Genomic DNA, 24,583 nt, shown 5'->3' with positions numbered 1-24,583 from the left:
GCGCCGACCCCGTCGGCCAGCACCAGCCCGCCGCCGCCCAGGGACACCGAGGCGCCGTCGGTCGGGCGGGTCGCCGCCAGTCCGTCCGGGCTCGACCCGAAGGGCTGCCCGTACGGGCCCACGTCCAGCACCGTCTCCGCGGTCGTGGCCGACGACCGCACGCCGGTCAGCGCGCTGCGGGTCAGCTTCCGCTACACCGTGGAGGAGCGGGCCACCGAGGTGACGATGAGCCCGGCCGGCGGCGGCCTGTTCCGGGGCGTCCTCGCTGACCTGCCCCGGCCGGCGGAGACCACCCGGATCCCGGTGCACGTGGTCGCGGCCGACGAGGCGGGCAACCTCTCGCCCGAGAGCGCGCCGGTGTACGTGACGCTCTACCCGTTCTGCACCCCTGGCTGAGCGAGGCCCGGGACAGGAGGTCGACCAGGATGACGGAGGACGGGCTGCCGTGAGCGAGCCGCACGACCCCACCGAGGCGCTGCCCACCCGCCGGCTGTCGGGCGACGCCGACGGGCCGACCGCGCACCTCGGCTGCGACGACGTCCCCGCCGCCGGCACGCAGCCGACGGTGCACCTGGCGTCGGGTGAGCCGACGGTGCACCTGGCGTCGGGTGAGCCGACGGTGCACCTGGCGTCGGGTGAGCCGACGGTCCACCTGGCGTCGGGTGAGCCGACGGTCCACCTCGCATCGGGTGAGCCGACCGTGCACCTCCCGGCGGGGCAGGAGCCGGCGGCCGGCGTCACGGCGGCGGGGCCGGACGGGTGGCGTACCGCGGCGACGGCGCCGGGCGGGGGGCGTACCACCGCGGCACGGCCGGGGACGGGTGCCACCGTGCACACCGGTCCAGCCCCCGCGCAGCACGGCGGTGAGCTGCGGTTCGGGCCCGGGGTGCCCACGACGCCGCCTGCCGCGCCCGCCTGGCCGACCCCGCCGACCCCGCCGGCGCCGCCGCGGCGGCGCCCGGTGTGGCGGGCGGTCACCTCGGCGCTGTCCACCCTGCTCACCGTCGCCCTGCTCGCGGCCGTCGGGCTCTACCTCTGGCAGCGGATCAGCCCGCTGAAGATCACCAACGTGACGGTGGCGGTGCCCGAGCCGGCGGGCGACCGGTGCGACGTCACCCTTGACGTGGTGGCCACCGTGCTGACCAACGGCGCGGCGGGGGAGATCCGCTACCAGTGGCTGCGCTCCGGCAGCGCGCCCGGCAGCCTGCTGACCGAGCGGGTCGGCCGGGGCCAGCGCACCGTCGAGCTGACCCTGCGGTGGGCGTTCAGCGGGGTGGGCACCACGACCGAGACCGCCACGATCAACATCACCTCCCCGTCACCGGTGCAGGCGCAAACCCCGGTCAGGTACGACTGCCGGCGCACCTGACCGCCGCCCGTGGACGGCCGGCCCCGGCCGCCCCTCCGCCGCCGGCGCCCGGTCCACCGGCCGTCACCACCGTCGGGCCGGGTTTTCCCGCACCCCGGCGGGGGTAGGTCGGCCCCAACGGACCGGATGCCCGTGTGGAGGATTCCGATGAGAGACACCTTCGGTGACGCGGTGGGGGACGCCCTCCGCTCGGTGATGCTGTTCCTGCCCAGGGCGGTCGCCTTCGTGGCGATCCTGGTGGCCGGCTGGCTGATCGCCAAGGCCGTGCTGAAGATCGTGGACAGGGTGCTGGCACGGGTGGGCTTCGACCGTGCCGTCGAGCGCGGCGGCATCCGCCGCGCCCTGGCCCGCTCCCGCTACGACGCCAGCGACCTCGTCGCCAGGCTCGCCTACTACGGAGTGCTGCTGGTCACCCTCCAGCTGGCCTTCGGCATCTGGGGCCCGAACCCCGTCTCCGACCTGATCGCCGGGGTCATCGCCTGGCTGCCCCGCGCGTTCGTCGCGATCGTCATCGTGGTGGTCGCGGCGGCGATCGCCAACGCGGTCAGGGACGTCATCAGCGGTGCCCTCGGCGGGCTCTCGTACGGCCGGATCCTGGCCACCGTCGCCTCGGTGTTCCTCCTCGGCCTGGGCATCATCGCCGCGCTCAACCAGATCGGCGTCGCCACCGCGGTGACCACCCCGGTGCTCATCGCCGTGCTCGCCACCGTCGGCGGCATCCTCGTCGTCGGGGTCGGCGGCGGCCTGGTCCGTCCGATGCAGAGCCGCTGGGAGTCCTGGCTGAGCCGGGCCGAACAGGAGTCGCAGCTGATCGCCACGCACGCCCGGACCTACCAGGCTGGCCGCCGCGACACCGAGGCCGAGCTGGCCGGTGGGCGCGCCGCCGGCGCGGACCCCACCCGGGTCATGCCGCGTGTCGCCGACACCGACGCCGAGGCCACCCAGGTGGTGCCCCGCGCCACCGGGGGGCCCGCCACCGGCCCGGTCGCGCCGCAGGCCGACCCGGACGCGACCCAGGCCACCTCGCGCGGCGCCCCGATCCCGGCCCAGCCGACCGGCGACGACGTCGAAGCCACGGTGGTGATCCCGCCCGCCGACGCGGAGAGGTTCCGCCGCTGAGGCGCCATACCCTCCCCCCCCCGGGGCGGGACCCGCCCTGACCTGACGGGCGCGACCCAGGGGAGGCCGACCCGTCGCCGGCGAGCATGCCGACCGCGGCGGCGTGACGCCTTCCGCCGCGCTGGCCGGCCCGCGCCTCCGACCGGCGGTCACGGCAGATGCTTGAGGAACACCACGGCGTCGATCTGGGCCAACTGGTCGGGGTCCAGCGGGAAGTAGCCGTGGCCGGTCGAGGTGTCGGTGCGCGGGGACAGCGGGGTCGCCCGGCCGAGCGCCCCGGCCAGGCGCGGCGCGTCGATCAGGTGACGGTCCCCGGGAAGGGTGGCCAGCACCCCCTCCAGGGTGTCCGGCGCCGGCGCGGGTAGCCCATGCCGCGGCGCGGCGCCCAGGGCCGCGGCGACGAAGGCGTACCGGTCGGCCAGCCGCGCACCGACGACGGCGCCCGCGCTCCACCACCGCAGCGGCTGGCCGCCCAGCTGCCAGCGGCTCCGGACCCGCTGCAGGTGGCGGTTGTGGGCGAACACCAGCGTCGGGCCGCGTCGCGCCTGGTGCTCGCAGATGGCGGTCAGGTTGTCGGCCATCATCGCGTCCCGCAGGCCGAGCAGCCGGGACACCCGGGTCGGGGCGTCGTCGGCCATCGCGGCGTGGTAGCGCAGCAGCCCCACCGCGGTACTCCCGTACAGGCGCGCCTGCCACCACTCGTCGGACGAGGTCGAGGCGACCAGCTGGGGAGCCTCCGAGGTGAGCGCCGCCAGCAGATCGTCCGCGATCACGCGCAGCGTGCCGGCCTCGGCCGAGGCGCCCACCGACGCGGCGGGCTCCACGGCCGCCGCCGGGTTCGTCCAACGCCCGTCGTCGCCGAGCAGGCGGTCGACGGCCTTCCGGTCGTGCGGGACCTGACCGCCGCGGAGTTCGGCCACGAGGTAGGTGTGGAGTGCGGTGAGCGCCTGCCGGGGGCTGTCCGGGCCGGTCATCTCGATCGGCGCGTCGAACCCGAAGAACCGCAGCCGGTCCTCGGCGGGCCGGTCCCGGTTGTACTCGCGCATCCAGTGCACGAGGTCCCGGTTGGCCGGCGACTCGCCGAACCCGTGGCTGAAGCCGCGCCGCATGACATCCTCGAGCGACCCCACGCCGTCGGTGACGAACCCGTCGACCAGCAGGCCGGCCAGGCAGTCGCTCTCGATCGCGATGGACCGGTAGCCCTCGTGCTCCACGAGGTGCCGGAACAGCTCGTTGCGCAACCGGGGAAACGCCTCCTCGCCGTGCATGGGTTCCCCGAGGCCCAGCAGGCGGGGCCGCGTCGGACGCGACCGGAGGACCGCGCTGAGCGCCGTCCCGAGATCGCCGCCGTGGGCGGCAACCGCGTCCTCGATCGACGGGCGGCTGACCATGACGATCTCCCCTCCGCTCGCGTGCCGGCACCGCCTCCGACCGTATCGTCGGCCGTCCTCGCCGCCCGGTACCGGCTACGATTTCCGCCATGACGTGGCGATGTTGACGCACCGCTAGAGGCCACTGCCGCGGGCCGCCGTGGTCGCCGTACACCCGGCGTCCGCTTCGTCCCCGCGGGAAGGTCTCATGACTCCCATCCCTGCGCGCGTGCCCGACCCCTGTGTCCGCCGGCTGGCGGCCACTCTCTACGGGTACGCGTTCCTCAGTGAACTCGTCCTGCTCTACCCGGTGTACGCGCTGCTGTTCAGCGACACCGGGCTGTCCGTGTGGCAGATCAGCTCGCTGTTCGTGATCTGGTCGGCCAGCAGCATCCTGTTGGAGGTTCCCTCCGGGGCCTGGGCCGACGCGGTCTCCCGGCGGCTGCTGCTCTGCCTGGCGCCGCTGGTCACCGCCGCCGGTTTCGCGCTGTGGGTGCTCACCCCGTCGTATCCCGCCTTCGCCGCCGGCTTCGTGCTCTGGGGCGCTGGCGGCGCGCTCGCCTCCGGCGCGCTGGAGGCGCTGGTCTTCACCGAACTCGACCGGTGCGGCGCGGCCGGCCGGTACGCCCGCGTCCTCGGCCGTGCGAGGACGGCCGAGACGCTGGCCGTGCTCGCCTCGATCGTGCTGGCGGGCCCGGTGCTCGCCGCCGGCGGCTACCCGGCCGTCGGCGCGGCGAGCGTGCTGGCCTGCCTGCTCGCCGCCGCCGTGGCCACCCGCTTCCCCGAACGCCGCGACGCCGGTCGGCGGGGCACGCCGGAGGGCGACCCGCCCGACGACGGCGACGGCCTCGGCTGGTGGGCCAGCCTGCGCGCTGGCGTCGCCGAGGCGCACGCCGACCGGTCGGTACGCGCGGCGGTGCTGCTGGTCGCGGCGGTGACGGCGGTCTGGGGCGCCCTCGACGAGTACACGCCGCTGCTGGCCCGGGACACCGGCGTCGGCGCGGCGACCGTGCCGCTGCTGCTTCTGCTGACCTGGGTCGGGGTCAGCGTCGGCGGGCTGCTGGCCCCGTTGGGGGAGCGGCTCACCCGCCGCGGGTACGCGGGCCTGCTGGCGCTGGCCGCGCTGGCGCTGGCCGGCGGGGCGCTGCTCGGCCGGCCGGTCGGATTCGTGGCCGTCGCGGTGGCGTTCTGCGGCTTCCAGCTCGCCACCGTGCTGGCCGACGCGCGGTTGCAGGCGCGGATCACCGGCCCCGGCCGCGCCACCGTCACCTCGCTCGCGGGGATGACCACCGACCTGACGATCGTCGCCGTGTACGGCGGCTACGGCCTGGTCGCCAGCGCCGCCGGTAACGGGGTCGCCTTCGCGGTGGCCGCCGTGCCGTACCTACTCGTCGCGGTGTTGCTGGCCGTCGGCCGCCGGGGACGGCGCGTGGCGCGGGCCGCCGGGACGTCCGGCCGGCGGCGGTCCGGCGCGAGGTCGGCGGCGTGAGCGCCGGGAGGGAGGCGGCGCGCGGGACGGCGCCGAGGCCGTGCTACCGCCCGACCCAGCCGGGGGAGGCACCGGCGGGCCGGTCAGGGCTGTTCGGCGTCCAGGTAGACCCAGCGTCCGTCCTCGCGGACGAACCGGCTCCGCTCGACCAGCGTTGCGGGCCGGCCGGCCTCGCGGTAGTGGGCGCGGAACTCGACCGTGCCGGCGGTGTCGAACAACCCGCCCCGGTCGGTGTCGACGATCTCCAGGCCGGTCCAGCGCTGTCCGGGGTCGAGGTCGAACCGGCGCGGCCGGGTCGAGGAGTGCCAGCTGCTCAGCAGGTACCCGGCGTCGCCGATCGCGAACGCGGAGAACCGCGACCGCATCAACGCCTCGGCGGTCGCCGCGTCGGCCTCCCCCCGGTGCAGCCGCCCGCAGCACTCGGCGTACCCCGGGCCGGCTCCGCACGGGCAGGCCCGGGGTGTCCCGGCTGCTTGCCGACCAGCGCGCTCTGCCACGCTGCGAGGGTAGCCGCCCGCGCCGGGGCCGGCTCGCGGGGCCGCTGCCCGGTCCGCGCCGTCGGGTGCGGCGGTGGTACCGGCATCGGGCTCCGGATCCGGTCGCGTCGGGGCAGAGAGCGTCGACGATGCCCGGTAGGCTCGGCCGATGGCGCGATCTGCCGCGATCCCCCTCGCGCCCGGCGTCTGGCGCATCCCCACCGCCGGCCGGTCGATGGTCAACTCGTACGCCCTGACGGACGACGACGGCAGCGTGACGCTGGTCGACTGCGGGCTGAAACGGGCACCGGATCGGGTCGTGCGCGGGCTCGCCGCGATCGGGAAGGCCCCGGCCGACGTGACCCGGATCGTGTTGACCCACGCCCACGCGGACCACGCCGGTGGGGCCGCCGAGCTGGCCCGCCGTACCGGTGCCCCGGTCGCCGCGCACGCCGCCGACGTACCGTACGCGGAGTCCGGGCGGGTGCCACCCCGGGCTAACACGGCCGGCCGGTTCCTCACCCGGCTGGCCGGCGGCCGCTTCCCGGCCGTCGAGGTGGCCCGGCCGCTGACCGACGGCGACGTGCTGGCCGTCGGCGGGGGGCTGCGGGTGGTGCACACCCCCGGTCACTCGCCGGGGCACGTCTCGCTGCTGCACGAACCGACCCGGGTGCTGATCACCGGCGACGCCCTGTTCAACGTGGCGGGCATCCGCTGGCCGGTCCGGGCCTTCTGCGCCGACTTCCGGATGACGCAGCGCACGGCGCACGTGCTCGGCGAGCTGGACTACGACATCGCCGCCTTCACCCACGGCCCCGAGCTGACCACCCGCGCCCGCGAGCAGGTCCGCGCCTTCCTCTCCCGTCTGCGCTGACCGAGCGGGCCCACGCCCGGGTCGGGGCGGGTCAGAGCCAGCCGGAGCGGCGGAAGAGGCGGTACAGGGTGAGGGCGGTCAGCGCCATCAGGCCGAGCGCGGCGAAGTAGCCGTAGCGCCAGCCCAGCTCGGGCATGGTGGCGAAGTTCATGCCGTAGATCCCGGCGATGCCGGTCTGGGTGGCGGCGATCGCCGCCCACGCGGCGATCTTGCGCATGTCGTTGTTCTGGTCCACCGCGAGCTGCGCCAGCCGCGACTGCAGGATCGAGGTGAGCAGGTCGTCGTAGGCGGCGACCCGGTCCACCGCCCGGGTCAGCCGGGCGTCGACGTCGACGAACCAGCGGTGCAGGCCGCGGGGCGGGTTGCCCGGCCGCTGGTCGAGCAGCGAGCGCAGCGGCGCCTGCAACGGCAGCACCGCCCGCTTGAACTCCACCAGCTCGCGCTTGAGCTGGTAGACGTGCTGGATGTCGACGGAGCGGTCCCGGGCGAAGACGGTTTCCTCCACCCGTTCCAGGTCGTGCTCGACGTGCCCGGCCACCTCCAGGTACTGGTCGACCATCCGGGAGCAGACCGCGTACGCCACCGCCCACGGGCCCTCGGCGAGTATTGCCGGCCGCCGCTGGATGTCGTCCCGGACCGGGGTCAACGCGCCGGCGGCGCCGTGCCGCACGGTGATGACGAACTGGTCGCCGAGCAGGACCATCACGTCGCCGGTGTCGATGACCTCGGAGTCGTGGGTCAGCTCGCCGTGCTCGACGTAGCCGGCGGTGCGCAGCACCAGCTGCGTCACCCCGCCGTCGTGCTGCACGGTGGGTCGGTGCCCGCCGGCGAGGGCCTGCTCGACGATCAACTCGTCGAGCCCGAAGGTGCGGCCGACCGCGGCCATCACCGCCGGGCCCGGGTCGTGCAGCCCGAGCCAGACGAAGGCCTTGCGGTCGCGGCGGCTGTGGGCGTACGCGTCGGCGTAGTGCGGGCGGCCCGGCTCGCGCCAGCCGTTGACGTAGACGGCGCAGTCGACGACTGCGTCCGGATTGGACCGGCGTGGCGCGACCGCGGGTTCGGCGACTGTCCGGCCGAGCAGCCGGTCGACCAGGGCCGGCAGTCGCCGCCGGATCCGTACGGGTCGCAGGTCCACCGTCCACCTCCGCGTCTCGCCGGGCACCGCCCGACACCGTACGCGGATCGTCGTCGGCGCCGTGCCCGGGCCGCGGTGGGCGTCAGGGGACGCGGGTGGCGAAGACGACGACGTTGTCGACGTAGTTTCCGGTGCGCCGGTCGAACCGGCCGCCGCAGGTGATCAGCCGCAGCCCGGCGGTGCCGCTGGGCCCGTAGACCAGGTCGGTGGGGAAGCGGTCCTTCGGGTACGACCCGACGCCGTCGACGGCGAAGGTGGCGACGCTGGCGTCGGCGCGGGTGATCCGGACGGTGTCGCCGGGACGGAGCCGGCCGAGGTCGAAGAAGACGGCCGGGCCGGCGGGGGAGTCGACGTGTCCGACCAGCACGGCGTTGCCGGTCTCGCCGGGGGTGACGCCGTGCTGGTACCAGCCGGCCACGGTCGGCCGCTCCAGCGGCGGTACCTCCAGTTTCCCCTCGGCGTCGGCGCCGACCGGCACCAGCGGCGCGCGCACGCCGATGGCCGGGATCCGCACGTCGACGGGTTCGGCGCGGGGCAGCGGCGGCACCCGCGGCGCTGGCGGGCTCCCGGTCGGGGCGACGCCGGCCCCCGGCCTGGGCGGCGGGGCTGGTGCCGCCGCCAGCCCGGCGGCGACCAGCCCGAGCCCGGTCGTGCCGAGCAGGGCGATGACGGTGACCGTCCAGCCGGTCCTGCGCCATGGCACGTCTGCCACCTCCGTAGGCGGTCGCCCGGATGCCCGCCCCGGCACCGGTGCGGGCATCCGTTCCAGGGATGGACGGTCGGGACCGGGTCAGCGCGCGGCCGCGGCCATGTGGCGTCGGCGGCGGGCCAGGATGACGGCGCCGCCGGCGGCCGAGCCGAGCAGGGCGCCGCCGGCGGCCAGCGTCCCGACGCCGTCGCCCGCGTCGCGGCCACCGGCCGGCGCGCCGCCGATCGGCGTCACGGTGAATGTCGCGCTGCCCGCCGAGCTGCCGTCGCCGCAGGTGGCCGTCACAGTGTAGGTGCCCAGGGTGAACCCGGCGGTGAAGAGTTCCGCGCTGAGCCCGCCGCCGGCCGCGGCCGTGGTCGAGCGGACGTTCTGGTCACGGTTGGGGCCGGTGACACGGAAGATCGCGTCGCCGGCCTTCGGGTTGCAGGTCGTCGCGGTGAGCACGACCGTCCCGCCGACCGGGGTGCTGGCCGGTGACACGATGGTCTCGGCTAGCGCGGCGCCCGGGAGCAGGAGCGTGCCGAGACCGACGCCGACCGCCGCCGACACGAGAACTGTCTTTGCCTTCATGCGCGTCTTCCCTCACATTTCGTCCGCTGACTGCGTGGGACGTCGTTCGGGTGGCCAACTCCGTGACTAGCACCGGTGTGCCCAACACTAGGGCGGTTGGCCCCTCGATCCGGTGAAAATGAGAAATCCTCGTTGCCGTCACGTGTCCACCCAAAGAGCGGAGGGAGCTGCGGAAATGCCGGGACGGGCCGACCGGGCGGGTAATCCCGTCGATGTCGCTCGCGGGCGCCCTGCCCGGCGGGCAGGGACCGGGGCGGCGGCGCGCGGCGCGGCCCCCACGGTGGCGGGGAGGCGCACCCGTGCCGCGGCCGTGGGTGGGCCGCCGGGGGCGGTGTGACACCGTGGTCGAGGTGAACACCACCGACGTGGACCTCGCCCTGGTCGGCGGGGGCGGCGCCGCGTCGCTCGTGCTGGCGGCGCTCGACCGGTACCGGGTGCGCGGCCTGCGGATCGCCGTGGTCGACCCGGTCCACCGGCGCGGACAGGACCGGACCTGGGCGTTCTGGGGCCGCCCCGGCGGGGACCTGGACCCGGTGCTGGCGGCGAGCTGGCGGCAGGTCGAGGTGGTCACCCCGGCCGGGCCGCGGGTGCTCGACCTCGCCCCGCTGCGGTACGCCATGCTGCGCTCCGGCCCGGTCTACGACCGGGCGGCCGAGGCCGGGCGGCGCCTCGGCGTCACCCGGATCGTCGCGGCCGCCGACGCCCTCGACGACGACGGCGAGCGGGTGCTCGTGCGCACCGGCGCGACCGGGCCGGCGGTGCGGGCGTCCTGGGTGCTGGACTCCCGGCCCCGCCCGCCTCGGCGGCCCGGCCGGACCAACTGGCTACAGCACTTCCGCGGCTGGTGGCTGGAGGCGGACAGCCCGGTCTTCGACCCCGGGCGGGCCGTGCTGATGGACTTCCGCACCCCGCAGCCGGCCCGGGGCGTCTCGTTCGGCTACGTCCTGCCGGTGAGCAGCCGCTACGCCCTGGTCGAGTACACCGAGTTCTCACCGGGCCCGCTCGCCGGCGAGGCGTACGACGCGGCGCTGGCCGGCTACCGGGACCTGCTCGGCCTCGACCCGGACCGGCTCCGGGTGCGGGAGGTGGAGAACGGGGTGATCCCGATGACCGACGGGACGTTCGACGCCCGCCCCTCGCCGCGCGTGGTGCGTCTCGGCACGGCCGGCGGCGCCACCCGACCCTCCACCGGCTTCACCTTCTCCGCCATGCAGCGGCAGGCCGAGCAGGTGGCCGCTGCCCTCGCCGACGGTCGCCCACCGGTGCCCGCGCCCGCGTACCCCCGCCGTCACCGGTGGCTGGACGCGGTGGCGCTGCGGGCGCTCGACCGCGGCGGGGTCCGTGGCCCGGAGTTCTTCGACCGGCTCTTCGCGCGCAACCCGCCCGAGCGGGTGCTGCGGTTCCTCGACGGCACCACCACCCCGGCCGAGGAGGTCGCGGTGATGAGCTCCACCCGGCTGCCGCCGATGGTCGCCGCGACCGCCGGTGACGCCGCCGCCCGGCTGCGCGACCGGCTCCGGCGGGCTCCGGCGGCGTGACCGATCCCCCCGCCGGGGGCCCGCCCCGTCAATCACCTCCTGCCGGCGGGGTGCGGCGTTTCCAGCAGCCGCTCGCGTAGCCGGGCGACCAGGTCGTCACCGACGCCGAGCCGGTCGGCGGCGTACCCGCGTACCGAGCCGTACGCCCCCCGCAGGTCGGCCAGCACCAGGCGGATGATCTCGGCGGGGGCGCGGCCGTAGTGGGGCCACTCCAGGGTGCGGTCGGGGTGCAGCGCGTGCCAGTCGGCGACCAGCCGCTCGGTGGCCCGCTCGGTCAGCGCGAAGTCCTCGGTGATCTGGTCGTCGTCCACGCCGAGCAGGGCGAGCAGCAGGGCCGCCAGGAGGCCGGTGCGGTCCTTGCCGGAGGTGCAGTGGAAGACCAGCGGGCCGTGGGCGGCGGCGATCACTTCCAGCGCCCGCCGTAGCTCCGCGGCCCCGTCCTGGGCCACTTCGGCGTACCGGTCGGCGAGGTAGCGCCACGGGTCGACCGCCGGGTCGATGCGGGCCTGGTCGTAAGGGCGGTGCTCGATGCTGAGATTGTGCCAGCTCAGGCCGGTCTCGTGCGGCACCCGGCCGCGCACCTCGATCTCCGACGGATAGCGCAGGTCGATCACCGTCCGCACGCCGAGGGCGCGGAAGCGGTCCAGGTCCGTGCCCGTCAACCTGCCCAGCGAGTCGGAACGGTAGAGCAGCCCCCACCGTACGGTGCGGCCGTCGGCGGCCCGCCAGCCGCCCAGGTCCCGGAAGTTGTGCAGGCCCTCGAAGCTGATCTGCCGCTGCCGCTCCACCGGCCTGACCTTAACCGCCCGCCGCCCTGGCCGGCGCCCGACCGGGCGGGCCGGTCGTGGCGCAGCCGGCAGGGGGCGGGGTCCCAACCTTCCCCGGGACCGCGCCGGCTGACGCCTCAAGGGCGGGGCCCGCCAGCGGGCGCGCCGGTGCGGATTCGGTACGTTTGCCGGCATGGTGGACGCAGCGGCCGACAGGGTCGTGCAGATCTGGACCGACGGCGCGTGCAGCGGTAACCCCGGTCCGGGTGGCTGGGGCGTGGTGCTGCGCTACGGCAGCCACGAGCGGGAACTGTGCGGTGGCGAGGCGACCCCGACCACCAACAACCGGATGGAGTTGATGGCCGCCATCCAGGCGTTGGAGAGCCTGACCCGCCCGGCCGCGGTCGAGCTGCACACCGACAGCACGTACGTGCGCAACGGCATCACCAGCTGGCTGGCGTCCTGGAAGCGAAACGGGTGGCTGACCGCGGCGAAGCAGCCGGTGAAGAACGCCGACCTGTGGCAGCGGCTGGAGACGGCCTGCGCCCGGCACCAGGTGACCTGGCTGTGGGTGAAGGGGCACAACGGTCACCCGGAGAACGAGCGCGCCGACGCCCTGGCCAACCGGGGCATGGCCGAGGCCCGCGCCGCCGCCGTCCCCGCTGGACGCTGACCGCGGCCTACTCGCGGTTCGGGTCGACGGTCCCGGAGACGCCCGCCACGTCGTAGCCGGCGCGGCTCACCTCCCGGGCCGACCGGCGGTCCTCGGCCGGCAGGTCGGCGAAGTCGTCGCTGGTGTCGTCGGTGGTGTGCAGGGACTCACCGGGCGGTCGCAGTGACGCCTGCATGGCGGTGGCGCCGTCCGGTTCGTCGGTGTCGGCCAGGTCGAAGCGGTGCTCCTCGGTCATGCCGCGTTCCTGCCCGGCTCACGCGATCGCAAACGCCGGCGGTCAGCGGGCCGCGTCGAGCTGCGACTGGTGCAGGAAGAGGCTGCCGGACAGGTCCGCCCCGCGCAGGTCAGTCCCGCGCAGGTCCGCCCCGGTGAGGTCGGCCCGGCCCAGGTCGACGCCGCGCAGGTCGGCCCCGATCAGCAGCGCCCCGCGCAGGTTGGCTCCGCGCAGGTCGACGCGGCGCAGGTCGGCGCCGAACAGCTGCGCGCCCCGGCGGTCGACGCCGGCCCGGCCACCGCGGGCCCGGGCCAGGTCCCCGGCGCGCGACAGCAGCGCGTTGACCCGCGCCCGGTACCCGTCGAGGTCGAGCGCGAGCAGCGTCTCCGGGTCGGCGCGGGTCAGCCGTTCGGTCTCGGCGAGCGCGGCGGCCAGCTCGTCGCGCAGCGGCGGCGGCAGCGGCGGGCGCAGCGCCCGCGCCTCGGTCAGGTACCAGAGCAGCTCGTGCAGCGGCCGCATCACCGCGAACGTGGCGAACATCCGGGGCGCGCTCCGCGGCGCGTCGCGCCAGTCCCGCCCGCCGAAGGTCTCCTGGGCCACCCGCTGGCCGGCGCCGAAGCAGTCGAAAACCGTGCAGCCCGGGTAGCCCCGGTCACGCAGCTGCGCGTGGATGCCGCAGCGGAAGTCCGGCCGCAGGTTGGCGCAGGGCTGCCCGGCGGGCTTGTCGGCGGCGAAGTCGGCCGAGGCGGAGAAGGCGGGCGCGACGCAGCACAGCCCGAAGCACCGCGAGCAGTCGGCACGCAGCGCGGCCGGCGACGTCTGGGGGCTTTCCGACACGCTGACCGTTCTCCTGCCGTCCGGGATGCGCCGGCGGTGGGCGGCCGGCCTCCCATTGTCCCGCCGGGACCCTCGCAAGCCGTGGCGGGGTCACCGCTGGTGCGGCCTCGGCCCGGGCGGCGAGGGTCGCGGCGGGACGGGTGGTCGGCGCGGACCGAGCCGCGCGGCGCCCCGGTGGAGCGGGCGCCGCGCGTACCGGGTCAGAAGGCGAAGAGCAGGCCGGTCTCCCGCAGCATCTGGCACCGGTTGCCGAAGGTCTCGGTGTAGGACACCGGCCGGTCCCGCCAGAGCCCCCAGGCGCGGGCGGTGACCGGGGCGTACTCCAGGGTGCACGGCCCGGGGTCGAGGTGCAGGGCGGCGAGGTCGCCGTCGACGGCGGCCACGGCGCGGCACGCGGTCGCCGCGTACGGGTGTGCGCCGCCGGTGGGGGCGCAGCGCAGCGCGGTGGCCCGCGGCGCCCCGGTGACGTGCGGCTCGACGCTGAGCAGCAGCACCGACGTGGCCGGTGCGGTCGGGGCGGCGTGTGCGGCGCCGGGGGCGGTGACCGCGAGTGCGCCGGTGGCCAGGAGGGCCGCGGTGGACAGGGCGGCGACCCGGTGGGCGAAGGGCATGGTGTGTCCTTCCGTCGGGGCCCCGGGGTGGGGGCCGGTCGTCGGCCCGGCCGTCGTGTGACCGGGCCGAGGACCACCCTAAGTGGACGGTGTGAACCCGCTGGGTCACCAACTGTTACGCCTGCGGGGGTCCGGTCCGCCCCCGGGCGCCTCCGACGGAGCGCCAGTCGTTCGAGGTCAGGGCGTTGGCCTGCGGGCCCATCAGCAGCATGCCGCCGTCGACCGGCCAGGACGCGCCGGTGACGTACCCGGCGGCGGGGGAGGCGAGCAGCGCGACCACGGCGGCCACCTCGCGGGCGTCCCCCGGCCGCCCCACCGGCACGCCGGGGCGCCGCTGGGTGAACGGGTCGACGTCCTCCTGACCGGTCATCGGGGTGCTGATCTCCCCGGGCGCGACCGCGTTGACGGTGATCCCGTCGGCCGCCAGCTCCTGCGCCATCACCCGGGTCAGCAGGCCCAGCCCGCCCTTGGCCGCGCAGTACGCCGCCGAGCCGACCCGCGGCGCGTGCTCGTGCACACTGGTGATGTTGATGATCCGGCCGCCGGTCCCGGCGGCGCGCATCCGCCGGGCGGCCCGCTGCCCGCACAGGAACGGCCCGTCCAGGTCGACCGCGAGCACCTCGCGCCACTGCTCCCACGAGGTGTCGACGAACGGTGTGGCGCTCCCGGTGCCGGCGTTGTTGACCAGCACCCCGATCCCGCCGAGCCGGTCGGTCAGCGCGTCGACGACCGCGGCGGCGCCGGGCAGCCGGGTGAGGTCCAGCTCGGCGACCTCGCAGCGCCGGCCGGCGGCGCGGACCTCGGCCGCGGTACCCTCGGCGCCGTCGGCGTCGCCGTACCAGGTGATGCCGATGTCGAATCCGGCTTCGGCGAGCGCCACGGCGCACGCCTTGCCGATCCCGGAGTCGGCGCCGGTGATGATCGCGGTTCGCGGGTAGTGCTCAAAGCGCACGGGCATGAGGCCGCCTTACCCGTTCCATGCGAATGCAACCATACGTCGATCTGGGTCCACGCAGGGGATTGTCGGCGTCGATCAACTCTGCCATATTCCAGCGTGGACGCTGCCAGCGACGGTCGCCAATTCCGGCGCCGCGCTGCGGCGACGCCTTCTTTCCGGGAGGGACCCTCGTGAAGCGCAGACGTCGCCATCTACTAGCAGGACTAGCCGTCGCCGCCCTCGTGGCGACGACGGGTGCCGCCGGCATCCATTTCACCGGCACCGAGGTGCCGGCCGCGGCGGCGGTCGGCGACGGCGAGATGCCGGGCGCCACCGGCGCCCACCTCGAACGGCTGCGCCAGGCGGCGCCCGGCAGCGACGGCATGTCGCCCGAGGGCCCCGGCAACGCCGCCCAGCAGGAGTTCCTGGAGCGCGCCTACCCGGCGGACGCGATCAGCATCGCCCAGGTGGACCGGTCCAAGGCCGCGTACGCGAGGGCGGACAAGCGTTTCCGGGGCGCCCAGCGCTGGACCAACGTCGGCCCGAGCGAAGCGCTCTACCCGTTCACCGAGTACCGCAACTCGTTCAACTACGTGCCCAACGAGTACGTCGCCGGTGGCCGGGTCACCTCGATCGACATCTCACCGGACTGCCAGCCGGGTCTGTGTCGGGCGTACGCCACCCCGGCCGGTGGTGGCATCTGGGGCACCCTCAACGTGCTGGCGCCCAAGCCCAAGTGGTTCTACCTGGGCGGCCCGCTCGGCATCAACGCCGCTGGCTCGGTCACGATCGACCGCAACGACCGGAACGGCCTGACCATCTACGTCGGCACCGGTGAGGCCAACGCCTGCGGCTCCGGCTGCGTGGCCGGTGTCGGCCTCTACAAGTCCACCAACGGTGGTCTGACCTGGAAGGGCCCGCTGGGCAAGGACGTTCTCGCCGGCAAGGGCATCGGCGAGGTCACCATCAAGCCGGGCGACCCGAAGACGCTCTACGTCGCCACCACCACCGCGCTGCGCGGCATGTCCAGCGCCTGCTGCACCGGCGTCACCCGCCCGGTGCCCGACGCCGCGAAGTGGGGCCTCTACAAGTCCACCGACGGCGGCGCGAACTGGACGTTCATCCACAATGGCTCGGCCGACGCCACGCAGTGCACCGGCAGCGCGGCCGAGTGGAACAACACCGCGGCCTGCTCGCCGCGCGGCGTCCGCTACGTCAAGCTCGACCCGCGTGACTCCGACATCGTCTACGCCTCCTCGTACGCCCGCGGCGTGTGGCGGTCGGCCGACGCCGGGGCGACCTGGACCCAGATCAAGCCGTCGCTGAACCCGGCGGTGTTCCAGAGCCGGGCCGCGATCGACGTCACCGCGCTGCCGGGCGGCAAGACCCGGATGTACGTCTACGAGGGCAATTTCGGCAACCCGTACTCGCGGCTGTTCCGCAGCGACGACGTGGCCGCCGGCGTCCCGACGTTCACCGACCTGACCAGCGCCAACCCGGCCGACCCGGGCTTCGCCACCTACAACCAGTGCACCGGTCAGTGCTGGTACGACGTGTTCGTGCACACCCCGCCGGGGCACCCGGACATCGTCTACACCGGCGGCTCCTACGTCTACGGCGAGACCATCGCCCACAAGCGGGCGGTCGTGCTCTCCACCGACGCCGGGGTCAGCGGCACCGACATGACCTTCGACGGCACCGACGAGCTGCACCCCAACGGGCTGCACCCCGACCAGCACGCGCTGGTCACCAACCCGCGCAACCCGTACCAGTTCTTCGAGGCCAACGACGGCGGCCTGATGCGCTCCAGCGGCCAGTTCGTAGACCGTTCCGCCTGGTGCGACAACCCGGACCGCAACCTGACCACCCAGGTCCAGAAGGACCGCTGCAAGCAGATGCTCTCGCGGATCCCCTCGAAGCTGGAGGGCATCAACACGGGCATGAACACCCTGCAGTTCATCAGCCTGTCGGTCAGCCCGCACGACCACACGCTGTTGCAGGGCGGCACCCAGGACAACGGCACCTGGGAGAACAAGGGCCAGCGCACCCGCTGGGTCAACACGATGATCGGTGACGGCGGGGCCTCCGGCTTCGACGTCGGCAAGCCGGAGTTCCGGTTCCACACGTTCTTCGACGCGACCCCGGAGGTGAACTTCAACAACGGCGACACCGGCAGCTGGATCTCGATCTACGACGGCGTCTTCGGCCAGCCGGGCAACCTGTTCTACGCCCCGGTGATCAGCGACCCGAAGGTCAGCGGCACGATGTTCGCCGGCACCGGCCGCTCGGTCTTCCGCACCAAGACCTTCGGCCTGGGCGACCGGACGCTGGAGGAGGCCAACCGGATCTGCAACACCTGGACGGGCACCTTCGAGGCCCGCTGCGGCGACTGGGAGCAGCTCGGCACGGTCGGGCTGACCGACGCCGCCTGGGGCGACCGGGCCGGTGGCGCCGTCTCGGTGGTGCAGCGGGTCGACAGCGACTCGTCCACCGCCTGGGCGGCGACCAGCACCGGCCGGGTGTTCGTCACCCGCAACGTCGACGCCGAGCCGGCCTCCGCGGTGACCTGGACCCGGATCGACACGTCCAGCACGCCGCACCGCTTCGTCACCAGCATCCACATCGACCCGGCCGACCCGGCCCGGGCGTGGATCTCCTACAGCGGGTTCAACTCGAACACCCCGGCCACCACCGGGCACGCGTTCGAGGTGACGGTGGGCGGCGCCGGCGCCACCTGGGCCGACCGGTCGTACGACTTCGGCGACCAGCCGATCACCGACCTGGTCCGCGACGACGTCACCGGTGACCTCTACGCGGCCACCGACTTCGGCGTCCTGCGGCTGGCCAAGGGCAGCACGACCTGGGTCAAGGCGGGCGGCGGGATGCCGAACGTCGAGGTGGCCGGGCTCACCATCGTGCCGGGCAAGCGGATCCTCTACGCCGCCTCGCACGGCCTCGGCGCCTGGCAGCTCAAGCTGAAGTAGGCAGGAGACCATCGGCACCAACCGGGTGAGGGGCCGCGCGAGCGGCCCCTCACCGCTGTCCGGGGCGGCCGGTCGGCTCTGGCGCACCCTCGGCGCGGCCTTCGTCATCCTGGTCTTCGTCCCGCCGCTGCTGCTGCTGGTGTCCGGCTCGCTCACCGAGCCGGGCCTGCCGCCCTCGCCGACGCCGCAACTGGTGCCCGATCCGGTCTCCGGCACCGGGTATCGGCAGGCCGTCGAGATCGGCGGGCTGCTGCGCGCCTCGGTTAACTCGGTGCTGGTCGCGGTCGTCGCGGTGCCGCTGAGCGTGCTGGTCGCCTCGCTCGCCGGGTTCGCGCTGGCCCGGCTCGCGCCGCGCACCACCGCCACCGTCGTGGCGGCCTCCCTGGTCGCCCTGATGGTGCCGGCCACCGCGCTGCTGGTGCCCCGCTTCGCGATCTTCCGCGCGCTCGGGCTGACCGATACCCTGGTGCCGTTGATCGCCCCGGCGTTGCTGGGCACCTCGCCGCTCTACGTCCTGGTCTACTACCTGGCCTTCCGGGCGCTGCCGGCGGACCTGTACGACGCCTGCCTCGTGGAGGACCTCTCGCCGATGCGCACCTGGTGGCGGGTCGCCCTCCCGCTGGTCCGCCCGGTCACCGCCGCGCTGACCGCGCTTACCTTCGTGCTCACCTGGTCGAACTTCCTCGACCCGCTGATCTATGTCTACGGTCGGGACCTGTTCACCCTGCCGCTGGCGCTGCGCTCGCTGTCCGTGCTGGACCCGACGAACTTCCCGGTGTTCCTGGCCGGCGCGGTGCTGGCCACCGCCCCGGCGCTCCTGGTCTTCGTCCTGGCCCAGCGCCGCTTCCTCCACCACGACGACCCGACGGGACGGGACCGATGAGACCGAAGGCGCTGCTCGCCCTGCTGCTCTCCGCGGTGCTGCTGGCCACCGGCTGCGGCACCGGATCCGGCTCGTCGGCCGACGGCCCGGTGCGGCTGCTGGTCTTCGGCGCCCCCGAGGAGCTGGCCGCCTACCGCACCCTCATCGACGCGTACGAGAAGAGCCGGCCCGGCGCCGAGGTGCAGCTGGTCGAGGCCAGCGACCGCAAGGACCTGCTGGCCCGGCTGGCCACCTCGGTCGCCGGTGGCGCCCCGCCGGACCTGTTCCTGATGAACTACCGCTTCTACGGCCAGTTCGCCGCGAAGAACGTGGTCGAGCCGCTGGACGACCGGATTGCCGCCTCCGAGGCGATCGACCCGGCCAACTACTACCCGGTGGCGTGGAACGCCTTCAGGTGGGACGGCAGGCAGCTCTGCCTGCCGCAGAACGTCTCCAGCCTGGCCGTCTACTACAACCGCACGCTGTTCGCCAGGTACGGGGTGCCCGAGCCGAAGGCGGGCTGGACCTGGAACGACCTGGTCGGCACCGCCACCGCGATGACCCGCGACTCCCGGGGGCTGGTCGTCAAGGCCACCGAGAGCGAGGGCGCGGCGCTGCGGCCGGCCGTGCACGGCCTCGGCGTCGAGCCGTCGATCATCCGGCTGGCCCCGTTCGTCTGGTCCAACGGCGGTGAGATCGTCGACGACCCCGAGCGGCCGACGCGGCTCACCCTGGACGGCCCGGCCGCCCGGGAGGCGCTGAAGAACCTGGTCGACCTGCGGCTGGCGTACGGGGTGGTGCCCACCGACGAGGAGGTGGAGGCCGAGGACGACGAGTCCCGGTTCGCCAACGGCCGCCTCGCCATGTTGATGAGCTCCCGGCGCTCCACCACCACGTTCCGGTCCATCACCGACTTCGAGTGGGACGTGGCCCCGCTGCCGGTCTACCGGGAGCAGGTCGGGGTGCTGCACTCCGACGCGTACTGCGTGACCCGCGGCGCGAAGCGCAAGGACGCCGCCTGGCGGTTCCTGGAGTTCGCCGTCGCCGAGGAGGGGCAGCGGATCATCGCGGCCACCGGCCGGACCGTGCCCTCGCACATCGGCGTGTCGCAGTCCCCGGCGTTCCTCGGCCCGGCCCAGCCGCCGCGCAGCGCGAAGGTCTTCCTCGACGCCATCCCCACCGTCCGGGCGCTGCCCACAGTCTCCACCTGGCCGGAGGTCGAGGACGTCACGTACGGGATCCTGGAGAACGCCATGCACCGGGGCGACCGCCTCGACGACGTGATCCGCGACCTCGACCAGCAGACCCGGCCGATCTTCGCCCGCGGTGAGCACGGGTGAGCGAGGCGGGACTCGCCTTCGACGGCGTCAGCGCCGCGTACCGGGGTGCGACGGTGTTGCACGAGGTCGACCTGACCGTCGACCGGGGCGAACTGCTGGTGGTGCTCGGCCCGTCCGGGGCCGGCAAGTCGACGGTGCTGCGGGTGGCGGCCGGGCTGGAGCCGGTCACCGCCGGGCGCGTGCGCATCGCCGGCCGGGACGTCACCACCGCCCGCCCCGGCCGGCGCAACGTGTCGATGGTGTTCCAGTCGTACGCGCTCTTCCCGCACCTGACGGTGGCGGAGAACATCGCCTTCGGCCTGGAGGTGCGCGACACCCCCCGGGCGGTGGCCCGGGAACGGGCCCGGACGGCGGCCGAGACGGTCGGCTGCGCAGGACTGCTCGACCGGCGGCCGGGGCAGCTCTCCGGTGGCGAGCGGCAGCGGGTGGCGCTGGCCCGGGCGCTGGTCCGCGAGCCGGACGTGTTTCTGCTCGACGAACCGCTGTCCAACCTCGACCTGACGCTGCGGGTGGAGATGCGCGCCGAACTGCGGGCGCTGCACGATCGGCTGGGCGCCACCATGGTGCACGTCACCCACGACCAGACCGAGGCGCTGGTGCTCGCCGACCGGATCGCGGTGCTACGTGACGGGCGGATCGAGCAGGTGGGCACCCCGGAGGAGATCTGGCGCGCCCCGGCGAGCACATTCGTGGCCCGTTTCGTCGGCTCTCCGGCGATGAACCTGCTCCCCGCCGGCGGGCCGGTACACCCCACCGGCGCGGCGCCGCCGGCCACGGCGGACGACGACCTGCAGCTCGGGTTCCGGCCCGAGGCGGTCACGCTGGACGCGGCCGAGGGGGCGGCGGCCACCGTCGACCGGGTCGAGGTGGTCGGCGAGGACGCGTACGCGTACCTCACCCTCGCCGGCGGGCAGCCGGTCGTCGCCCGGGTGCCGGCGTCGCGCCGGCCCGGCAGGGGATCGGCGGTGCGCGTCGGCGTGCGCTGGGCCGATGTGCACGTCTTCCACGCCGGCTCGGGCCGCCGGTACCGCCCGTCATGAGGCCGGACAGCCGCGCGCGGCGGCAGCTGGCGCTGATGCTCGCGCCGTACCTGGTCGGGCTGGTCGGGCTGGTGCTACTGCCCGCCGCCGTCACCCTGGCGCTGGCCTTCACCGAGTACGACCTGCTGCGCCCGCCGACCTGGGTGGGCCTGGACAACGTCACCGCGCTCCTGGACGACCCGGTGTTCCGGGTCTCGCTGACCAACTCGCTGGTCTTCGCGCTGGTGGCCGTACCGCTGCGGGTGCTCCTCGCGCTCGGCCTGGCGCTGCTGCTGCACCGGCGGGCGCCCGGGGTCGGCACCGCGCGCGCCGCGGCCGTGCTGCCCGCCGCGGTGCCGGAGATCGCCTACGGGCTGCTCTGGCTGTGGCTGCTCAACCCGCTCTATGGCCCGATCAACCAGCTGCTGCGCACCGGCGGGGAGAACGGGCTGACCGCGCTGGGCCGCACCCCGCCGCAGTGGCTCACCGACCCCACCGACGCCCGGGCGGCGATCATCCTGATGAGCCTGTTCACCATGGGGGAGACCTTCGTGGTGCTGCTGGCTGCCCGCCGGGCGCTGCCCCGCGACGTGTACGAGATGGCCGCCCTCGAGGACGCCACCGGTTGGGACGTGTTCCGCCGGGTCACCCTGCCGCTGATGGCGCCGGTGCTCGCGCTGCTGGCGGTGCGCGACGCCATCGCCAGCCTGCACTTCTCGTTCGTGCCGGCGTTCGTGGTCACCGACGGCGGCCCACCCCCGTACGCCACCACGTACCTGTCGCTGTTCGTCTACCGCACCGCGTTCGAGTACCTGCGCTACGGCTACGCCGCCGCGGCGACCCTGGTGATGATGCTGCTGACCGTGGCGGCGGTGGTGGTGCAGTGGCGGGTGTTCCGGCGCTACCGTGCCTTCTACCGGCTGTGAGGAACCGTCCGGCCGGGCGGGCCGTCCCAGCTGACGGAGGTGTCGTGCGATGCGTCGAGTCGGGCTGCTGGTGACCGCCGTCGGTCTGCTCTGGTGGGTGGCCGCCTGTACCGCGCCCGATCCGCCGGAGGTGACGGGCGGGGCCTCCACCGCGCCGTCCGGCCCCCCGCCGTCGGCCGGCTCGACCGCGCCGCCGGCGACCGGCGGGCCGGGCGGACCGACGGCCCCGCCCTCCTCCCCGGGCGGTGGCGAGGTGCCGGGCCCGCTGCCCTGGGGTGGGCGGACCCTGACCGGCACGGTCGAGCGGGTGGACGGGTGCACCGTGCTGCTGGTGGGCGAGCGGCGGTGGGCGCTCACCGGGGCGGCGGCGGCCGCGCTACGCCCCGGTGACCGGATCACCGTGCACGGCGGGCTGACCCCCCGCCCGGCCGCCTGCGGTGACCCGGACGTATCCGACGCGCTGGCCGTCAACCGGGTCGAGCCCGCCTGATCCGCCGGCCCCTGGGCGTGCGCAGGTGTAGGGCCGGCCCGGACGGGTAGCCGCGGGGAATGGACCTGGTGGAGGAGTCGCCGTACCGGTTTCGGATCGACCGGCACGACCCGATGCGGGTGCCGGGCGTGGTCTTCGCGTCCCGGTCGCTGCTGCCCGACGCCGGCGCGGACAAGTCACTGGAGCAGGTGGCGAACGTCGCGACGCTGCCCGGCATCGTCGACGCCTCGTACGCCATGCCCGACGTGCACTGGGGCTACGGCTTCCCGATCGGCGGCGTGGCCGCCACCGACGTCGAGCAGGACGGGGTGGTGTCGCCCGGCGGCGTCGGCTTCGACATCTCCTGCGGGGTGCGCCTGCTCGCCGCCGACCTTGACCGCACCGAGCTGGACGGCCGGCTGGAGCCGCTGATGGACGGCCTGGGCGCGGCCACGCCACGCGGCATGGGCAAGGGCGCGGTGTGGCACCTGTCGAAGGACTCGGAGCTCGACGCGGTGCTGCGCGGCGGCTCCCGGTATGCGGTGGAGCGGGGCTTCGGCGTGGAGCGGGACCTGGTGCGCTGCGAGGACTACGGCGCGGTGGACGACGCCAACCCGGCGCAGGTCAGCGAGCGGGCGGTGGAGCGAGGCGCCCGGCAGGTCGGCAGTCTCGGTTCCGGCAACCACTTCCTGGAGGTGCAGGCCGTCGAGGAGGTGTACGACGACCGCGTCGCCACCGCCTTCGGGCTGCGTCCCGGTCAGGTCTGCGTGATGATCCACAGCGGGTCCCGGGGACTTGGCCACCAGATCTGCACCGACTACGTGCGGGGCATGGCGAAGGTGATGACGCGCCACGGCATCCACGTGCCGGACCGGCAGCTGGCCTGCGCCCCGGTGTCGTCCCACGAGGGTCGCGCCTACCTGGGGGCGATGGCGGCCGCCGCGAACTACGCGCGGGCGAACCGGCAGCTGCTGGCCGCCGCCGCCCGGAAGGTGTTCGAGCGGGAGACCGGGCGTGGGCTCGACCTGGTCTACGACATCTCGCACAACCTTGCCAAGATCGAGACCCACGACGTGGACGGTGCGCGGCGCAGTCTCTGCGTGCACCGCAAGGGGGCCACCCGGGCGTTGCCGCCGGGCCATCCCGACCTGCCCGACGACCTGCGCGACGTGGGGCAGCCGGTGTTGATACCCGGCTCCATGGGCACCGGTTCGTACGTGCTCACCGGCGTGCCCGGCGCGCCCGCGTTCGCCTCGACCTGCCACGGTGCCGGCCGGGTGCAGAGCCGCAAGCAGGCGGTCAAGGCCGAGCGCGGCCAGGACCCGCGCCGCCAGCTGGCGGCGCAGGACATCGCGGTGCGTGGCGCGTCGAGGCGAGGCCTGGCCGAGGAGATGCCGGCGGCGTACAAGGACGTCTCGGCGGTGGTCGAGGCGGCCGAGGGCGCCGGGCTGTGCCGCCGGGTGGCCCGGCTGGTGCCGGTCGGCGTGGTGAAGGGCTGACCTGGCTCAGACGTCCAGGGTCACTGCGCAGGACCAGCCCTCGTCGTCCCGGCCGAAGCGCAGCTCGTGCAGGGAGACGGCCTTCGGTACCGCCCCGGTCAGCTCCACCGCTTCGGTGCCCGTCACCTGCCAGCACACCACCAGCCCGCCGGCCGGGTCGGCGGTGACCTCGGTGGCCAGCGGCAGCTCACCCGCAGTGTCCATCCGGAAGATCACTTCGTCGAGGACGGTCACCAGCATGTCCTCGTCGTCGTCGGCCGGTGCCTGGAACTCGCGTTCGGCCTGCGGCCGGGCGCCGCCGGTGTCGGTGAACGTGTCGACCAGCGCGGTGACCGCCTCGGCCAGGCACGCCTCCCGGGTCGGCGCCCACGCCTCGATCCGGACGTCCGCGGTGTGCGGCACGCACCGGTGACCCGGCATTGGTCGTCTGCTCATCTCTCGCCCCCGTACGGCTCGACGGTCTGGAGCGCGAGCGCGTGGCTGTGTCGCTGCCACCGTACGTGACGCCCGGGCGGGCGGGACGGGTTTCCGGGGGCGGGCCGCCCGCCACCGGCCCGCGCGGTCAGCGCGGTACGTTGCCGCACGACCTCCAGCATCATAGTTTCGGTCATGGATCTAACCGGTAGGCCACGTTCGGCCTGTCGAGGTCCAAGCTGCGAAATCCTCGCCGTGCGTGCCTATCGATCGACACCTCTGGAGTTCCGGCCGCAGCCGTAATATGCTGCGGGCACCGTCGTACGTGGAGGTCGCCCGTGTCGCCGTTACGTCGCACCCTCGTGCCCGCAGCATATTACGG

General features: G+C 74.7%; 22 protein-coding genes and 3 pseudogenes. 14 read left to right on the top strand and 11 right to left on the bottom strand.

The annotated features are described in order from the left end of the window. The 3 genes and pseudogenes from C1I99_RS32720 to C1I99_RS12270 all read left to right on the top strand — a co-directional run. Positions 1-396 (top strand): annotated as a pseudogene (locus C1I99_RS32720) (serine/threonine-protein kinase); the annotation flags it as partial. A 49-nt stretch (positions 397-445) separates the two neighbouring features. Beyond that, positions 446-1,369 carry a hypothetical protein gene (locus C1I99_RS12275; protein ID WP_111134348.1) on the top strand — a complete coding sequence of 308 codons (924 nt, stop codon included), beginning with the start codon at positions 446-448 and terminating at the stop codon, positions 1,367-1,369. Positions 1,370-1,516: 147 nt separating this feature from the next. Continuing rightward, entirely contained in the window at positions 1,517-2,488 is a 972-nt protein-coding gene (locus C1I99_RS12270) for a mechanosensitive ion channel family protein (protein WP_111134347.1), read from the top strand. Positions 2,489-2,637: 149 nt separating this feature from the next. Here C1I99_RS12270 and C1I99_RS12265 read toward each other — a convergent pair whose 3' ends face one another. Next, on the bottom strand, positions 2,638-3,879 hold the full coding sequence (locus C1I99_RS12265) for an erythromycin esterase family protein (protein WP_199562093.1): 1,242 nt from the start codon (positions 3,877-3,879) through the stop codon (positions 2,638-2,640). A 187-nt stretch (positions 3,880-4,066) separates the two neighbouring features. On the opposite strand from C1I99_RS12265, the gene C1I99_RS12260 reads away from it, so the two are divergent. Beyond that, the gene (locus C1I99_RS12260; protein WP_111134346.1) at positions 4,067-5,347 is read left to right on the top strand and encodes an MFS transporter; all 1,281 of its coding nucleotides are present in this window, start codon (positions 4,067-4,069) and stop codon (positions 5,345-5,347) included. Between the two features lie 83 nt (positions 5,348-5,430). Here the strand turns inward: C1I99_RS12260 and C1I99_RS12255 are convergent, their stop codons facing one another. Then, the gene (locus tag C1I99_RS12255; protein WP_111134345.1) at positions 5,431-5,844 is read right to left on the bottom strand and encodes a YchJ family protein; all 414 of its coding nucleotides are present in this window, start codon (positions 5,842-5,844) and stop codon (positions 5,431-5,433) included. A 148-nt stretch (positions 5,845-5,992) separates the two neighbouring features. On the opposite strand from C1I99_RS12255, the gene C1I99_RS12250 reads away from it, so the two are divergent. Then, the gene (locus C1I99_RS12250; protein WP_111134344.1) at positions 5,993-6,697 is read left to right on the top strand and encodes an MBL fold metallo-hydrolase; all 705 of its coding nucleotides are present in this window, start codon (positions 5,993-5,995) and stop codon (positions 6,695-6,697) included. Between the two features lie 31 nt (positions 6,698-6,728). On the opposite strand, the gene C1I99_RS12245 is transcribed toward C1I99_RS12250, so the two are convergent. The 3 genes from C1I99_RS12245 to C1I99_RS12235 all read right to left on the bottom strand — a co-directional run bounded on the left by C1I99_RS12245 (position 6,729) and on the right by C1I99_RS12235 (position 9,111). After that, on the bottom strand, positions 6,729-7,832 hold the full coding sequence (locus C1I99_RS12245) for a magnesium and cobalt transport protein CorA (protein WP_111134343.1): 1,104 nt from the start codon (positions 7,830-7,832) through the stop codon (positions 6,729-6,731). Between the two features lie 82 nt (positions 7,833-7,914). Further along, positions 7,915-8,592: a class F sortase gene (locus C1I99_RS12240; protein ID WP_111134342.1), complete on the bottom strand. Its 678-nt coding sequence runs from the start codon at positions 8,590-8,592 to the stop codon at positions 7,915-7,917. Positions 8,593-8,622: 30 nt separating this feature from the next. Continuing rightward, a complete protein-coding gene (locus C1I99_RS12235; protein WP_111134341.1) occupies positions 8,623-9,111 on the bottom strand; it encodes a hypothetical protein in 489 nt (162 codons plus the stop codon). A gap of 212 nt (positions 9,112-9,323) precedes the next feature. Between C1I99_RS12235 and C1I99_RS12230 the strand changes: the two are divergent. Next, a pseudogene (locus C1I99_RS12230) lies at positions 9,324-10,729 on the top strand (lycopene cyclase family protein). Here the strand turns inward: C1I99_RS12230 and C1I99_RS12225 are convergent. Continuing rightward, entirely contained in the window at positions 10,682-11,437 is a 756-nt protein-coding gene (locus tag C1I99_RS12225) for a tyrosine-protein phosphatase (protein WP_111134339.1), read from the bottom strand. The pseudogene C1I99_RS12230 and the gene C1I99_RS12225 overlap by 48 nt on opposite strands. Before the next feature lie 172 nt (positions 11,438-11,609). On the opposite strand from C1I99_RS12225, the gene rnhA reads away from it, so the two are divergent. Continuing rightward, positions 11,610-12,089 (top strand): ribonuclease HI, encoded by a 480-nt coding sequence (rnhA, locus tag C1I99_RS12220; protein ID WP_111134338.1) that lies wholly within the window; start codon positions 11,610-11,612, stop codon positions 12,087-12,089. A 7-nt stretch (positions 12,090-12,096) separates the two neighbouring features. On the opposite strand, the gene C1I99_RS12215 is transcribed toward rnhA, so the two are convergent. From C1I99_RS12215 to C1I99_RS12200, 4 genes and pseudogenes are all read right to left on the bottom strand, one after another. Beyond that, a complete protein-coding gene (locus C1I99_RS12215; protein ID WP_111134337.1) occupies positions 12,097-12,324 on the bottom strand; it encodes a hypothetical protein in 228 nt (75 codons plus the stop codon). Between the two features lie 45 nt (positions 12,325-12,369). Continuing rightward, a pseudogene (locus tag C1I99_RS12210) lies at positions 12,370-13,140 on the bottom strand (pentapeptide repeat-containing protein); the annotation flags it as partial. Positions 13,141-13,340: 200 nt separating this feature from the next. Beyond that, positions 13,341-13,751 carry an SSI family serine proteinase inhibitor gene (locus C1I99_RS12205; protein WP_111134335.1) on the bottom strand — a complete coding sequence of 137 codons (411 nt, stop codon included), beginning with the start codon at positions 13,749-13,751 and terminating at the stop codon, positions 13,341-13,343. 115 nt (positions 13,752-13,866) lie between these two features. Further along, a complete protein-coding gene (locus tag C1I99_RS12200; protein WP_111134334.1) occupies positions 13,867-14,709 on the bottom strand; it encodes an SDR family oxidoreductase in 843 nt (280 codons plus the stop codon). Between the two features lie 170 nt (positions 14,710-14,879). Here C1I99_RS12200 and C1I99_RS12195 point away from each other — a divergent pair, with 170 nt between their 5' ends. The 7 genes from C1I99_RS12195 to C1I99_RS12165 are packed head-to-tail and all read left to right on the top strand — an operon-like array spanning position 14,880 to position 23,787. Further along, complete coding sequence (locus tag C1I99_RS12195; RefSeq protein ID WP_111134333.1) at positions 14,880-17,672, top strand: beta propeller repeat protein; 2,793 nt, start codon at positions 14,880-14,882, stop codon at positions 17,670-17,672. A 25-nt stretch (positions 17,673-17,697) separates the two neighbouring features. Beyond that, positions 17,698-18,555: a carbohydrate ABC transporter permease gene (locus tag C1I99_RS12190; RefSeq protein WP_111134332.1), complete on the top strand. Its 858-nt coding sequence runs from the start codon at positions 17,698-17,700 to the stop codon at positions 18,553-18,555. After that, positions 18,552-19,874, top strand: coding sequence for an ABC transporter substrate-binding protein (locus C1I99_RS12185; protein WP_111134331.1), 1,323 nt, complete (start codon positions 18,552-18,554; stop codon positions 19,872-19,874). The genes C1I99_RS12190 and C1I99_RS12185 overlap by 4 nt, the downstream gene beginning before the upstream one ends. Beyond that, positions 19,871-20,914: an ABC transporter ATP-binding protein gene (locus tag C1I99_RS12180; protein WP_111134330.1), complete on the top strand. Its 1,044-nt coding sequence runs from the start codon at positions 19,871-19,873 to the stop codon at positions 20,912-20,914. The genes C1I99_RS12185 and C1I99_RS12180 overlap by 4 nt, the downstream gene beginning before the upstream one ends. A gap of 35 nt (positions 20,915-20,949) precedes the next feature. After that, positions 20,950-21,819 (top strand): carbohydrate ABC transporter permease, encoded by an 870-nt coding sequence (locus C1I99_RS12175; protein WP_111134350.1) that lies wholly within the window; start codon positions 20,950-20,952, stop codon positions 21,817-21,819. 49 nt (positions 21,820-21,868) lie between these two features. Further along, positions 21,869-22,309 (top strand): hypothetical protein, encoded by a 441-nt coding sequence (locus C1I99_RS12170; RefSeq protein WP_111134329.1) that lies wholly within the window; start codon positions 21,869-21,871, stop codon positions 22,307-22,309. 59 nt (positions 22,310-22,368) lie between these two features. Continuing rightward, the gene (locus C1I99_RS12165) at positions 22,369-23,787 is read left to right on the top strand and encodes an RtcB family protein (protein ID WP_111134328.1); all 1,419 of its coding nucleotides are present in this window, start codon (positions 22,369-22,371) and stop codon (positions 23,785-23,787) included. Between the two features lie 6 nt (positions 23,788-23,793). On the opposite strand, the gene C1I99_RS12160 is transcribed toward C1I99_RS12165, so the two are convergent. After that, positions 23,794-24,222 (bottom strand): archease, encoded by a 429-nt coding sequence (locus C1I99_RS12160; RefSeq protein WP_111134327.1) that lies wholly within the window; start codon positions 24,220-24,222, stop codon positions 23,794-23,796. Between the last annotated feature and the right edge of the window lie 361 nt (positions 24,223-24,583).

The organism is Micromonospora deserti, assembly GCF_003236335.1.
Taxonomy (GTDB): domain Bacteria; phylum Actinomycetota; class Actinomycetes; order Mycobacteriales; family Micromonosporaceae; genus Micromonospora; species Micromonospora deserti.
The sequence above is the reverse complement of the archived record's forward strand: the minus strand, read 5'-3'. Positions and strand labels throughout refer to the sequence as shown.